Annotated in this window: 13 protein-coding genes; 3 read left to right on the plus strand and 10 right to left on the minus strand. The window is 36.5% G+C overall.

Translation table 11 applies throughout. From position 1 onward, the window contains the following. Window positions 1-12: 12 nt before the first annotated feature. Window positions 13-1245 carry a M48 family metallopeptidase gene (locus tag RM706_RS08070; RefSeq protein ID WP_311350545.1) on the minus strand — a complete coding sequence of 411 codons (1233 nt, stop codon included), beginning with the start codon at window positions 1243-1245 and terminating at the stop codon, window positions 13-15. A gap of 5 nt (window positions 1246-1250) precedes the next feature. After that, window positions 1251-2045 carry a TrmH family RNA methyltransferase gene (locus RM706_RS08075; protein ID WP_311350546.1) on the minus strand — a complete coding sequence of 265 codons (795 nt, stop codon included), beginning with the start codon at window positions 2043-2045 and terminating at the stop codon, window positions 1251-1253. Between the two features lie 68 nt (window positions 2046-2113). On the opposite strand from RM706_RS08075, the gene RM706_RS08080 reads away from it, so the two are divergent. Continuing rightward, window positions 2114-2917 carry a hypothetical protein gene (locus RM706_RS08080; RefSeq protein WP_311350547.1) on the plus strand — a complete coding sequence of 268 codons (804 nt, stop codon included), beginning with the start codon at window positions 2114-2116 and terminating at the stop codon, window positions 2915-2917. Window positions 2918-3019: 102 nt separating this feature from the next. On the opposite strand, the gene RM706_RS08085 is transcribed toward RM706_RS08080, so the two are convergent. The 6 genes from RM706_RS08085 to RM706_RS08110 form a co-directional block, all read right to left on the minus strand. Continuing rightward, complete coding sequence (locus RM706_RS08085) at window positions 3020-4309, minus strand: amidohydrolase family protein (protein WP_311350548.1); 1290 nt, start codon at window positions 4307-4309, stop codon at window positions 3020-3022. A gap of 10 nt (window positions 4310-4319) precedes the next feature. Continuing rightward, window positions 4320-7262 carry an amidohydrolase family protein gene (locus RM706_RS08090; protein ID WP_311350549.1) on the minus strand — a complete coding sequence of 981 codons (2943 nt, stop codon included), beginning with the start codon at window positions 7260-7262 and terminating at the stop codon, window positions 4320-4322. 67 nt (window positions 7263-7329) lie between these two features. Beyond that, window positions 7330-8337, minus strand: coding sequence for a DUF3810 domain-containing protein (locus RM706_RS08095; protein WP_311350550.1), 1008 nt, complete (start codon window positions 8335-8337; stop codon window positions 7330-7332). 141 nt (window positions 8338-8478) lie between these two features. Then, entirely contained in the window at window positions 8479-9588 is a 1110-nt protein-coding gene (locus RM706_RS08100) for a peptidylprolyl isomerase (RefSeq protein ID WP_311350551.1), read from the minus strand. 15 nt (window positions 9589-9603) lie between these two features. Next, window positions 9604-10152, minus strand: a complete 549-nt coding sequence (gldI, locus tag RM706_RS08105; protein ID WP_311350552.1) for a gliding motility-associated peptidyl-prolyl isomerase GldI — start codon at window positions 10150-10152, stop codon at window positions 9604-9606. Further along, complete coding sequence (locus tag RM706_RS08110) at window positions 10149-11165, minus strand: DHH family phosphoesterase (protein WP_311350553.1); 1017 nt, start codon at window positions 11163-11165, stop codon at window positions 10149-10151. Before RM706_RS08110 ends, gldI begins: the two co-directional genes overlap by 4 nt. Window positions 11166-11240: 75 nt before the next feature. Between RM706_RS08110 and RM706_RS08115 the strand changes: the two genes are divergently transcribed. Together RM706_RS08115 and RM706_RS08120 are read left to right on the plus strand one after the other, a co-directional pair. Continuing rightward, the gene (locus RM706_RS08115) at window positions 11241-12284 is read left to right on the plus strand and encodes an alkaline phosphatase D family protein (protein WP_311350554.1); all 1044 of its coding nucleotides are present in this window, start codon (window positions 11241-11243) and stop codon (window positions 12282-12284) included. Between the two features lie 48 nt (window positions 12285-12332). Continuing rightward, window positions 12333-12752, plus strand: coding sequence for a nucleoside-diphosphate kinase (locus RM706_RS08120; RefSeq protein WP_311350555.1), 420 nt, complete (start codon window positions 12333-12335; stop codon window positions 12750-12752). Window positions 12753-12805: 53 nt separating this feature from the next. Here RM706_RS08120 and RM706_RS08125 read toward each other — a convergent pair whose 3' ends face one another. Both RM706_RS08125 and RM706_RS08130 read right to left on the minus strand, forming a co-directional pair. Further along, window positions 12806-13102: a DciA family protein gene (locus tag RM706_RS08125; protein WP_311350556.1), complete on the minus strand. Its 297-nt coding sequence runs from the start codon at window positions 13100-13102 to the stop codon at window positions 12806-12808. Continuing rightward, window positions 13102-13521 carry a lipocalin family protein gene (locus tag RM706_RS08130; RefSeq protein ID WP_311350557.1) on the minus strand — a complete coding sequence of 140 codons (420 nt, stop codon included), beginning with the start codon at window positions 13519-13521 and terminating at the stop codon, window positions 13102-13104. The genes RM706_RS08125 and RM706_RS08130 overlap by 1 nt, the downstream gene beginning before the upstream one ends.

The raw sequence follows: 13521 nt of genomic DNA on the forward strand, positions 1-13521 counted from the left end.
TAGCAACAAATATTATGCCTTTAAATTGCGGATGCGCTCTATTAATGGCGGATGTGAGTAATGCATAAAAACGTATGCAGGATGCGGAGTTAAATTACTCAAACTATTTTTGGATAGTTTTTTTAAAGATGTGATCAAAGGAATCGCTTCAAAAGTCTCTTTGGCATAATCATCTGCTTGAAATTCAAACTTCCGAGAAAGATAATTCATGGCTAGACCAGTAATTGCCGAAATTGGGCTGTAAAGTAGCGCAAAACCGATTAAAGCAGCATGGAAACTAGGCTTCTGAACTCCGATAGCTAATGATAAATCAGGATTGTTTACAAAAAGAGATAAAACAAAAAGTGTTAGTCCAGTTAGCAATATTGATGCTATAAGATTAAAAATGATGTGCTTTCTCTTATAATGGCCAACCTCATGGGCCAAAACCGCAACGATTTCATCTTCATCTAAATCATTGATAAGCGTATCAAAAAGGGTAACTCTTTTTTGTTTTCCAAAACCTGAAAAGTAAGCATTCGCTTTAGTAGACCGTTTTGAACCATCGATAACAAAAACGTTTTTAAGCTCAAAACCTACTTTTTTGGCATATCCCTCAATGGCATCTTTTAAATTCCCGGCTTCGAGTGGAGTTTGTTTGTTAAAAAGTGGAACAATGAGCTTGCTATAAAACAGGTTCATAAGAAGCATTAGAATGATAAAAACTCCCCACGCATACAACCAAAAGTCGGGTCCTGACCATTGCAGAATCCAGATGACCAAAGCCAATATGCCACCGCCTAAAATGGCGGTCATCAACCATCCTTTTAAGATATCAATAAAAAAAAGTTTTTTAGTAGTCTTATTGAACCCAAACTTTTCTTCAATTGCGAAAGTTTGGTACAAAGAGAAAGGCAACGAAATTATGCTATTGCCAAAAACCAAAATACCAAAAAAGAACAATGCCATGATAATAGGGTTCTCTGTAAAGCCTCTAACTATAGCATCTAACCATTCAAAGCCACCAAAAAACAAGAAACCTAGAGTGATGAGTAACGAAAACACATCGCTTAATATTCCAAAACGGTAATTGGTCGTTTTATAAGCTTGCGACTTATTATATTCTTCTTTATCAAAAACATCACTGAGTTCATTTGGAATACTTTCTTTAAAACGCTTTGCATTCAAATAATCTAGCAAAAAATCAATTAGAAATTGAATAATCAAAATGGCAATAATCGAATAAAATAGGGAACTGCTATTCATGAAATTTAGAATCCGCGTTGGCGCTTGGCCTCAAATATAAGTATTGCTGCCGACACCGAAACATTCATGGAGTCAATCTCACCTTGCATCGGAATTATTAGGTTTTGGTCTGAATTTTCTAACCAGCTGTTGCTTAAACCAGTAGCTTCTGAACCTACCACAATTGCTGTTGCATCTGTGTAATCTGTATTTATGTAGTTATCTGAAGCTGTAAGAGCAGCGCAACAGATTTTAATATTATTTTCTTTTAAAAAAGTGATGATTTCGTCCGTTGTGCCCATTCCAACCTGCCTGGTGAAAACACAACCCACACTTGATCTAATGATGTTGGGGTTGTAAAGATCAGTATTAGCATTAGCAATAACTACCACATCTAAATTGGCAGCATCAGCAGTACGGAGTAGCGCACCGATATTACCTGGTTTTTCAGGGGCTTCAGCTACTAAAACCAGGGGTTTTTTTGTTTGGAACGTAATAGCTTTCAAAGCATGAGGTTTGGCTTTTGCAATAGCCAGAATACCTTCAGTGGTTTTACGATAAGCCAATTTTTCATAAACTGGTTTGGATATTTGGATGGTTGGATGACTCGATTTTTGGAACCATTCCGTATCATCTCTTAATTCTTGACAAACCATTAAAGTCTTTATGGTATACCCACCTTTTAGCGCTAATTCTAATTCTCGTTGACCTTCAATAATAAAAAGGCCTGACTTTTTTCGCTCACGAGACTTTTCTTTGAGTTGTAATACCTTCTTTATCAAAGGGTTTTGAAGACTGGTGATTATTTTTTGTTCCTCCACGGCTTAAAAATAAGTATTCGCGTAATTTTAATAGATACTATCCGACAGAAATTGTAAATAACAAAACCATGAAGATTTTTTCTTTTCTATTACTGACATTATTTATTGTATCGTGTAAGCAAACCCCAAAAGAATCGGCTATTCCTGCTGAAACCAAAGTAGAAGAAAAAATTATAACGAAAACCTATCCAGAGGGCTTGGTGGTTGTCTTTGATGCACACGGCGGACTTGACTTGTGGAAAAAGCAGCGTACCCTTATTTATACCATTTCCAAGGCGGATAATCCGGAAACACATACCACGGACCTATGGAATAGAAAAGACCGAATTGATACGGATCAATTTTCAATGGGTTTTGATGGTAAACCTTGGTTGTTAGACAGTAATGAAAATTATGAAGGTAATGTAGAATTTTACCATAACCTTATGTTCTATTTCTACGCTATGCCTTTTGTTTTGGCAGATGATGGTATTGTGTACGGAGAAACTGAAGATTTGGTTTTTGATGGGATTACTTATCCAGGAATAAGTATTAGTTATAATAGTGGAGTAGGTACAACCCCTAAAGACGAGTATTTTATTCACTATGACGCTGAAACTAATCAAATGGCTTGGTTAGGCTATACCGTTACCTATCGTAGCGGTGAAAAATCAGATAATGTAAAGTGGATTCGCTATGATGATTGGGCACCTGTCAATGGTTTGGCTTTGCCAAAATCAATTACTTGGCATAATTACGAAGGTCGTAATATCAAAGAGGCTAGAAATACGGTGGAGTTTGAAAACATTTCAGTTAGTGAGGCGAAACTTTCTGACGATTTCTACGTGAAGCCTGAAAGGGCGGTTTATTGGGAGAAGCCTAAAGAAGAGTAGAATACTCTTTTGACTTTTCTAATTATATTTAACGAATCTGTCAGCTTTAGAACACATCGATTAGTCTCAATTTAAAAGCCAATCGATATGTTTCTTTAAATCTTATTTTCCCTCAAACTTTCCTATATAGCGTTTCCAAAGTTTGGTTTGGTGTGTCTCCAATGAAATATCACGCCCATCGATAAAGGCCTTGTTCAATAGGTTGGAGCGCATGTCTAAGGCATCACCTTCTGATATAAAAAGCGTAGCGCTCTTACCAACTTCTAAGGTGCCATAATCGGTATCTATACCGAGTATTTTGGCATTGTTACTTGAAATCAATTGCAAGGCTTTTTCTTTATCCAAGCCTTGTGCCACCACTTGACCTGCATAAAAGGGTAGGTTTCTAGTTTGAAAGTTAGAAGCATCAGAATTTTGTAATCCCACCAACAAGCCAGCATCTAGAAGCATTTTTGGCAGCTTAAACGTAAAGTCATAGTCATCATCTTCAAAGAAAGGTAGGGTATGTGTGAAACGCACCAAAACGGGAATGTTATTTTTTTTTAGAAAGTCGGTAACTTTATGAGCATGATACCCTCCAACCAAGACAACATGTTGTACGCCGGCATTCTTTGCTGAGTTAATGGCATCCATAATTTCAAGTTGCCCATGCGCATAAACATATAATTTTTGAGAACCGTCAAAAAGCCCTTGCATTGCTGCGAAAGCTTGATTCATTTCTTTTGAAGGAACTTTGCCATAAGCTAAAGCATCACCTATAAAGGTTTTAACTTCATCGACATTTTTTTGATAATTTTTATTTGGTTGGTACCCCCTTGGCTCACCCAACCACCACCGACCTCTTCTAAATGAACTGGGCCAGTTTAAATGAATGCCATCATCCACTTTTAAAGCGGCATCTTCCCAGTTCCAAGCATCAAATTGCACGATGGATGAGGTTCCTGAAATACGCCCCCCTTGTGGTGTAATCTGACCTATCAAAACCCCATTTGGACGCATACTTTCCACCACCTTAGATTCGGCGTTGTAAGCGATTAAACTGCGGACATGCGGGATGATGTCGCCAATTTCATCTTGGTCATTACTTGCACGAACAGCATTGACTTCTACCAAGCCAAGAGATTTGCCTGGAGCGATAAACCCTGGGTACACATGCTTTCCAGAAGCGTCAATGACTTCACCAATTCGTGCTATTTTCATTTTGGCATCGCCCACAAAAGTTATTCTACCATCAGCAAACATGATAAGCGAGTTCTCAATAACTTCGCCATTACCTAAATGCGCCACTGCACCTTCAATAGTCAAAGGTGCTGATTGTTCATTTGCAGGGGTTTGTTGTGCCACTAAAACAAAACCCCATAAAACTGCCAGTATTAAATTTAATTTTTTCATTGTTAATTTTTTAAAGAGTTTCGCACACAAACCGTGCTTTTTTGCTTTGTCTTGGTCCTTGCATTTTAGCACCTTTAGCTTTCTCGTTCAACATCATTGTAATCAGTTTGTTACGTTCTTTTTGAATAGCTTCGCGCTGTGCCCTATCTTTCTCCAAATCAAAATAAACAGTTCCTTCAATTAAGGTCTTTTCTGCTTTCGCATATACGGACATGGGGTGGTCAGACCAAAGTACTAAATCGGCATCTTTACCAACCTCAATGCTCCCAACTCTATGATCAATGTGCAAAAGTTTTGCAGGGTTTAACGTAACGGTCTTCCACGCTTCAATTTCGGACATTCCTCCATATTTAATGGTTTTACCAGCCTCTTGATTCAATCTGCGAGACATTTCAGCGTCATCACTATTAATAGCAACAGTAACCCCTTGGCTTGCCATAATTGCAGCGTTATACGGAATCGCATCGTTTACTTCATATTTGTAAGCCCACCAGTCACTAAATGTAGAACCGCCCACGCCATGCTCTGCCATCTTATCAGCTACTTTATAGCCCTCTAAAATATGAGTGAACGTATTCACTTTAAAATCAAATTTTTCAGCAACCTTCATAAGCATATTGATTTCACTTTGAACATAAGAGTGGCAACTGATATAACGTTCTCCGTTTAAGATTTCCGCCAAAGCTTCCATTTCTTCATCAATACGATATGCTTGCCCTGATTTTTTCTTGGCATCATATTCTTTGGCTCTTTGAAAGTAATTAATAAATACCTGTTCAACGCCCATTCTCGTTTGCGGGAAACGTGCAAAACTTTGCCAGTTAGATTGCTTTACATTTTCACCCAAGGCAAACTTGATAAATTTAGGCATGTTCGGAAATAATAATCCGTTCACATCTTCTCCCCACTTTAAACGAAGAATAGCCGAACGACCACCAATGGGGTTTGCGGAGCCATGTAAAAGCTGAATGGTTGTTACCCCACCTGCAAGATTACGATACAAATCAATGTCTTTTGAATCGACCACATCTTCCATTTTTACTTCTGCGGTTGAGTTGTGCCCAGCTTCATTAATGGCCAATGCCCCAATATGCGAGTGCTCATCAATAACACCTGCGGTTAAATGCTTTCCAGTTGCATCAACTGTTGTTGCGCCGTTGGCATTTAAATCAGAACCTACTTGAGTGATTTTTCCATTTTTTACCAATACATCTGTATTTTCCATCACAGTTTCCCCAGTCCACACGGTAGCATTTTTGAATAACATGGTTTCTTGTTTTGGCTTGGATGCATTGCCATAACCAATATTAGGGTAGGTTAGGGCTACAAGTTCAGGCACTTTTTCTTTAGATTTCTTTTTTACAGCTGCTTCAAATGAACTTGTTTTTGTAGCATTAAATGAACTTTCCTTGCCAGTTGGTAGAAATAACTTACCCGATAAATTATTGGAGTCATTGACTACCAAACTTGTCATTCTATAAATTTTGTCGTCTGCCGTTGTAAATGAAAAATTTAACCAATCTCCGGTATAATCAATTTTTGACTTTAACTTGGTGGTATCTTTCTTGATTTCAACCTTTGGTTTACTAATTTCTCCGGTCACCACCATTTTATAGGCTTGGCCAACTACTACCAAATCATAATCACCCCTAATATCTTTTTGGTCTTTGTTATTGATGACATTTTTAGTACCCTGCACCCAATTTTCATAAAGTGTGGTGCTCTCATCGAAAATATCTCCTGAGGTAATCAAAAAGTTGGCTTGCCTACCTGTTTGAAGCGTACCTATAGTATTTGACTTTCCAAGGATACTGGCTGGCACAGTAGTCAAAGCTTCTAAAGCTTTTGTTTTAGAAAGTCCATGTGCTATCGCTTTCATCAACATGGTCTTAAAATCTGATGGCGACTTTAAGTCATGAGCTGTCAATGAAAATTGTATTTCATTGTCTGCTAATACCTTAGGATTGGTAGGTGCCAGATTCCAATGACGCATATCCGATAGATTTACGTATTCAGCGGCATTCGGATTTGAAACATTGTACGCGTTTGGAAAGTTTATAGGTATAACCAATTTTGAATTGGTATTTTTAATTGCTTCAATGTGCTGATATTCATCACCACCTCCTAAAATGACATATTGAATTCCAAATTGGTCACCTATTTTATCAGCACGCATCACATTTCCATTGCTTCCAGCAGCAAATATTTGTGGAAGATTCTTATTTTCTAAAAGAGCTTCTAATGAACGATCTTTAGTGCTCACGTTACCCTTTGCATACCAATCCAAATCATAATACAATTGACGTAATAATGCAGTTGCCCCCATCAACGATGTCGGATACGATTGTCTTTTAGCAATACTTTTTGTGAAAGAAAAATATTGGGCCGATTGATCTTCTAAAATTCGATCACCATCGTTACCACTTGCGTTTAGGGCAACAAGTACTCCTGTGCCACGAGCAATACCATCTTGAAAGTGACTGTTTACAACTCCAAAACCAGCTTTACGAAGTTCAGTAGCTTTTTTATCATCATATTTGAACTTTCCAATAGCTTCATTTTCTGGCATAATATGGTCGTTCCAATAAAAACCCTCCCTTGTTGCTTCATACTGTGTTGAACGTCCTCGAGCAGGGTTGCGTTTTGCTTTCTCAACTCCAAAACCTGAAAATACATCAATGAATGATGGATAGATAGATTTGCCATTTAAGTCTTCAATGACCGCATTTTTAGGAATCGTTACGGAAGTACCTACCTGAACAACTTTTCCATTTTGAATAAGTAATGTTCCTTTATTAATTACTTGTACTGGTGAGACATAAATTTTAGCATTCGTGAATGCGATGTAGTTGTTGTTCTTTGATTTTACGCCATCATTTTTAGGAAAATAATCTTGCGCAAATAAAGTAGCCCCACACAATAATAGGGCAATCGAGAGAAGTCTCATTTTCATTAATACATTTTTTGAATTAGTCTTTCTAAAGGTAAAATAACAACGCTAGTTGTGCAAATTGAAAATACTACTGATATGCCTTGTCGTAATTGATTAATAAACCAACTACAGCATTATAACTTTCAATACCTTCTTCTTGATTGTTCGCTTTTAAGAAAGTATTGAAAATAGATTTGAAAATGGGCTCGGTCGGGTTTTCATATTGTTTCCAAAAAACATTCAATTCTTGATAGTTCTTTTTAACACCAATATTGAGTTTAGAAAACAAAATTTCAAAGGCTTTTTCGTCTTTCATCTTTAAATCTGATAGGCAATAGGCTAAACCATGTGATTGAGCAGCGTATCTAAAAAAAAGGTCAGAGTTACCCGATGTAACTAAAAGACCTATAAAATTCGTTGAACTTTCAGAAGAATATCCCAGTTGATGACCAACTTCATGCCCACTAATTGAGGGTAATCTTAAATTTGGCACAATAGCGTTGACCTGAGCTTCATTGGTAAACGGATTTAAATATCCCCCATACCCCATATAGGTCAATGGCAAAGAGTAAAGCGAAGATTTCAGACTTGGTATTTCATAGACAAAACTTGGAAACACTTTAGATGCTCTTTCATAGCTCTCTAATGTTTTTTTATAAATCTCCTTTGTACTGTAAGGTATTTGCACAGCTTTGGTGCTGTCATTAGTAAGTCTTAACTGCAAATTGTTAGTATAATTGACCATTTTCATAGTGAATGTGGCCAAGTCTTCATTAGTATACTCCATTTCAAAATTTAATTTTTCGTTAATGGGTAGTCGATAATAATTCATGCCCCACAATAGGTGAAAAAGAAAATAAGCAATAGAAAATACTATTCCGATGTGCTGAAAAAACTGTTTTGGTTTTATTTTGATGAACTTGGCATTTAGGTACAAATAACGGACTGCAGAAAATACCAATAGTGTATAGAAAATATCACCTACTGAAAAAGGAATCCAACCAAAAAGAGTTCTTAAAAACTTCGAAATAAGAGGATAGATTCCTTCCGAATAATACTTTTCAACTAATTCAGGATAGCTTCCAAACCATTTCACAAAAATAATTTGGGGAATTATCGATAGAGCAAGTACCGTCTTTTTTGAAAATTTCACAAAACTAAAAGTAAACATTAGATTCTAACTAAAACAAAAAACTCCGATGGGTTTCATCGGAGTTTCAAAACAGCTTTTATTTTTTTATTGAATATTAACCATTTCAAGGTCAAATACTAAAGTTGAACCACCAGGTATTGGACCATAATCGTTATCGCCATACCCTAAGTGTGGTGGGATAAACAAACGTACTTTATCACCAACTCTCATTGTTAGCATTCCTTCTCTAAAACCAGGTGCCAATGGCGCTTCTGGGCTAAACTTGCTAACCATTGGAGAAAATTGCCCACGGTGCATCTGATTAATTTGCGCAAAATTTCCAAATTTTTGAGCAATTTCGGCTTCACTAGTATCAAATAGCGTACCGTCTGCCATTAACCAGCCAGCATAATTAAGAGCTACTTGTTGTCCAATCTTAGGTTGTTCACCTTCACCCTTTTTTAAAGAGAATAATTTTAACCCACTAGTTGTGCCAACCGCGTTCACCTCTTGCTCTTTCAATTCAGCAACAAAATCTGATTTCATTTTTGCCATTGCAGCTATTATTTTCTCCTCCTCAGCGAAGTAGTCTGTCATAATCTGAATGGCGTCAAACTTTTTTGCCTCTTTACCATTTCTGATAATCTCAACGTGGTTCATCACCACATTTTCTTCAGGTTTGTTCTGAGCCAACACTTTTACGTTGGCAATGCTATCCACAACCTCAATGCCATGCACCACCTTTCCAAAAACGGTATGTTTTCCATTTAACCATGGCGTTTCTTTGTGGGTAATGAAAAATTGGCTACCATTGGTTTTTGGTCCGCTGTTAGCCATAGAAAGGATACCTTTTCCAGAATGTGTAAGGGAGTCTACCGGTTCATCTTTGAATTTATATCCCGGATTACCAGTTCCCAGACCTAAGGGATCTCCCCCTTGAATCATAAAGTCTTTCATGACTCTATGGAAAGTAAGCCCATCATAATATTTCTTTTCTTTGTATTCGTCGCTTACAAAAGGACTGTTGCCTTCTGCAAGTGAGACAAAGTTTGCGACGGTTACCGGTGTGGCCCCATGGTATAACTGTACCACAATATCACCTTTGTTTGTTTGAATATCGGCATATATTCCATCGCCTAAATCTGCGTACTTACTGGATTTACAACTTACTAAAACCAAGCATAAAATTGCGGAACAAATAAAAAATTGTTTCATTGTATTCTAAAATATTTAATTTAAATTGTCTCGTTTTTTGAGAATTTCTAATAGTTCAAGACTTGCTATGATAGGTGTCTGCGGACCTATTTTATTATTGTCGCCTTTATAGCCATAAGCCTGGGAAGATGGAAATAAAAAAGTCGCTTTTTCTCCTTCTTTCAAAAGCTTTACCGCATTTCGCAAACCAGGAAATAATTGTGATTTATCAATGGCATGTTGCACTATTCCAATATCATTTTTAGAATAGATAATATCACCATTAAAATTTGTAATGGTGTAAGCGAGTAAAATTTCATCATTCGTTTTTAACTCGTAGTCAGAAGTTTCATTTTTAGCTTCATACCGATACCAAAACCCAGTATCGCTCATAAAATATTCATGAATGGTATCTTTCTTTATATAGCTTTTAAATAAGGCTTCTTCTTCGGCCAATAACTTTTTACTACGCTCAATAGAAGCTTTAAAAAAACTACCTGATTTTATTTGTACAGGTTTTCTTGGCTCGGGTTGACCGCATCCACAAAATAATATAAGAGTAAAAACTGTCAATAGCCGTTTCATGGATTCAATTGGTTTTTGTAGCCATGCAATAAGCTTATAAATTTACTTGTTGTCTCTTTCATACCAACTTCACTTCGTCCACCTGCAGCATTCGTATGACCACCTCCATTAAAGTGAGCCCGAGCAAACTCGTTGACCGAAAAGTCACCTACAGATCTAAACGATATTTTTATAATGCCTTCTTCTTTATTTTCAATAAAAATTACTGCAAAAGTAATTCCTTCTAAGGTAAGTCCATAATTAACAAAACCTTCGGTGTCGCCCTTGTTGTAATCGTACTTATCGAGCTCTTCTTGTGACATTGTGATATAGGCAGTTTTAAAATCCTCTAAAATCACTAAATTATTTAGAGCAACTCCCAACAAGTGAAGTCTCGCCGGTGAGTTCGTGTCAAAAACTTGCTGATGAATTTGCATGTTTTCTGCACCCTTATCTATAAGATTCGCAACCACTTTATGGGTTTGACTGGTTGTTGATGAGTATTTAAATGATCCTGTATCGGTCATTATACCAACATAAAGGCAAGTGGCAATTTCTCTAGTTATTTTATCAGTACCATCGAGGGAATCAATAAAATTGTAAACCATTTCACAAGTTGAACTCATACCCACATCAGAATAGGTGATCATGGCATAATCATCTGGTTGTTGGTGATGGTCTATCATTATAAAATCAGCTTTGGCAACCTTTAAGAATGATTCCATTTGCCCTGTTCTTGATAAATGATTGAAATCTAGGGTGAAAATTATGTTGGCCTCTTCGATAAGTCTTTTTGCTTGAGAATTTTCTCTTTCAAAATTTAGAATTGCTTCATTGCCCGGAATCCATTTTAGAAACTTGGGATAATCATTAGGCACAATTACTTTAGGCTGTTGTCCTAAAGCTTCTAAGAACTTTGCAAGGCCCAAAGTAGAGCCAATAGCATCACCATCTGGGTTTTTATGTGGTACGATTACAATGCTTTGTGGAGTTGCAAATAGCGACTTTAAGGTAGCGATGTCAGCTGAATTCATGCGCTCAAAGATACAATAATATAACACAGTGGTAATTCATGATATGCTATTTTTGTTCAGTTAAAAATTCAGCTTATGCGTAATATTTTTCTTTTAATGCTACTATTTTCTTTAATAGTTGCTTGTAGATCTAAATCTTCAATTGTCTCAGATGAGCTTAAAAATATGGCAACTTCAGAGAATGATTTCATTATCACCTTTGGTTCTTGCAATAAACACGATATGGAAAATGTTTTTTGGGATGATATTCTGGCTCAAAATCCAGATGCCTTTATATGGGGAGGTGATATTGTTTATGCAGACACCGATAACACTTCAAAAATACAAGAGCATTATGATTTGCAAGATACCGTCCCAAATTATGCGACCTTAAAAGAGAAAGTTTTTATAACTGGTACTTGGGATGACCATGATTATGGTCTAAATGATGGAGGCATAGAGTTTTCTGCTAAAAAAGGAAGTCAACAAGCTTTCTTGAATTTTATGGATGTTCCACAAAACGATGAGAGAAGGCAACAAGAAGGTGTTTATTCTTCGCAGATGATTTCTAAACCTAACGGTTTGATTAAAATCATCAATTTAGATACCCGTTATTTCAGGACTGGTTTGATTGATGATAAAAAAGAAGGCAGAAGGTATAAGCCTAATGATTATGGAGATGGAACCATTTTAGGAAAAGCCCAATGGCAATGGCTTGAAAATGAGTTGAAAACTTCAAATGCTGATTTCAATTTAATTGTAAGTAGTATACAATTTTTATCGAATGAACATGGCTTTGAAAAATGGGCCAATCACCCAGCCGAAGTGGATAAAATGGAAAAGCTTATTACCAGCTCTGGAGCCAAAGGAGTACTTATTCTTTCTGGTGATAGGCATATTTCTGAATTCTCAAGAAAAGATTTGAAGGGTTTGTCTTATCCTTTGATTGATTTTACCAGCAGTGGATTGACACATTCTTATTCAAGTTATAGTGGAGAACCCAACCAGTATCGTGTTGGCGAAGTAACTGCCATACCAAGTTTTGGGCTTATTGAATTTGATATTGAGAAAAAAACGGCAACATTGAAAATAATTGGTGATCATGGAGTGGTACTCCAAGAATTAAAACAAGCCTACTAGGCTTGTCAGGCTATATAAAAAGCTTATTTTTGCGCAAAATTTAAGAAAATGACGACTAATAGAACTTTTACCATGATTAAACCAGATGCCGTTGAAAATGGACACATTGGTGCTATTTTGGAAAAAATAACTGCTGCTGGTTTTAAAATTGCAGCTATGAAATATACCCATTTAAGCGTACGTGACGCTCAGGCTTTCTATGCAATTCACAGTGAGCGACCATTCTTTGGAGAATTGGTAGAATTTATGACTAGAGGACCAATTGTTGCGGCTATTTTAGAAAAAGATAATGCCGTTGAAGATTTTCGCGCATTGATTGGTGCCACAAATCCTTCCGAAGCTGCTGAAGGAACTATTAGAAAATTATATGCTAGTAACATCGCAGAAAATGCGGTCCATGGCTCTGATAGTGATGAGAATGCTGCTATAGAAGGGGCTTTTCATTTTGCAGCTAGAGAAGTTTTTTAATGGGTAAGTTTAAATTATAGTTAGGAGCCATTATTTACTGATGGCTTTTTTTATTATCGTAAAACTAGCTTTTTAACCAAATTTTTACCCAATTCTTCATTGAGCATTGCAATGATTTTGCTTTTACCCATACTTAGTTCTTGCCGTAACACAGAAGAGGAAAGTGATACGAAGAGTGTTTCATTTCTCAATTCAACCTGAGTAGTATAATTATTGACACCATTACCCATTAATTTCACCCATGCTTCTTTTGCGTCTACTTTGTCAATACCTTTCTGCAGCTTATTTTCTTTGATGAACTCGTTCAGGGCATCGCCCATATTCAAATGTGAGTTTTTTCGTTTTGCCATCACTCTTGAATATTGATAGGTTCATAACGCCTGTACGAGTATGTAATGTTATCTTCATTCACAACACTGAAAGAGTTCTTTTCTAGTTTGGTCAATTGTTCTTCCCAAGCACTTAAATCATTTTTATATGAAATCAAGAATATATTTCCTTTTGCTATGATTTTAAAGGATTCCGCGTCATTTGAGGTATCATAAGTGCCATCTAATTTCGGATGCATTTTCTTTTTATAGCCTTGCATTTTATTTAATTCGATATAATCAATACTGGGGTTAACCTTATAGTTTTTTTTTTGTCCATCCGGGAATTCAACAGATACTATTTCCCAATACCCATTTAGCAGATTGAGGTTTTCTTTTTGTATAGCACTAGAACAGCCAACAAAAAAAGTCAAAATAAAGAATAGCCGAAAACGAAACAT

It is taken from the genome of Croceitalea rosinachiae, assembly GCF_031846445.1.
Taxonomy (GTDB): domain Bacteria; phylum Bacteroidota; class Bacteroidia; order Flavobacteriales; family Flavobacteriaceae; genus Croceitalea; species Croceitalea rosinachiae.

What these genes read in the sequence shown, in the direction of transcription:
- RM706_RS08070 (WP_311350545.1), bottom strand. Translation starts at nt 1,245, where the DNA reads ATGAATAGCAGTTCCCTATTTTATTCGATTATTGCCATTTTGATTATT.
- RM706_RS08080 (WP_311350547.1), top strand. Translation starts at nt 2,114, where the DNA reads ATGAAGATTTTTTCTTTTCTATTACTGACATTATTTATTGTATCGTGT.
- RM706_RS08085 (WP_311350548.1), bottom strand. Translation starts at nt 4,309, where the DNA reads ATGAAAAAATTAAATTTAATACTGGCAGTTTTATGGGGTTTTGTTTTA.
- RM706_RS08090 (WP_311350549.1), bottom strand. Translation starts at nt 7,262, where the DNA reads ATGAAAATGAGACTTCTCTCGATTGCCCTATTATTGTGTGGGGCTACT.
- RM706_RS08100 (WP_311350551.1), bottom strand. Translation starts at nt 9,588, where the DNA reads ATGAAACAATTTTTTATTTGTTCCGCAATTTTATGCTTGGTTTTAGTA.
- gldI (WP_311350552.1), bottom strand. Translation starts at nt 10,152, where the DNA reads ATGAAACGGCTATTGACAGTTTTTACTCTTATATTATTTTGTGGATGC.
- RM706_RS08110 (WP_311350553.1), bottom strand. Translation starts at nt 11,165, where the DNA reads ATGAATTCAGCTGACATCGCTACCTTAAAGTCGCTATTTGCAACTCCA.
- RM706_RS08115 (WP_311350554.1), top strand. Translation starts at nt 11,241, where the DNA reads ATGCGTAATATTTTTCTTTTAATGCTACTATTTTCTTTAATAGTTGCT.
- RM706_RS08120 (WP_311350555.1), top strand. Translation starts at nt 12,333, where the DNA reads ATGACGACTAATAGAACTTTTACCATGATTAAACCAGATGCCGTTGAA.
- RM706_RS08125 (WP_311350556.1), bottom strand. Translation starts at nt 13,102, where the DNA reads ATGGCAAAACGAAAAAACTCACATTTGAATATGGGCGATGCCCTGAAC.
- RM706_RS08130 (WP_311350557.1), bottom strand. Translation starts at nt 13,521, where the DNA reads ATGTTTCGTTTTCGGCTATTCTTTATTTTGACTTTTTTTGTTGGCTGT.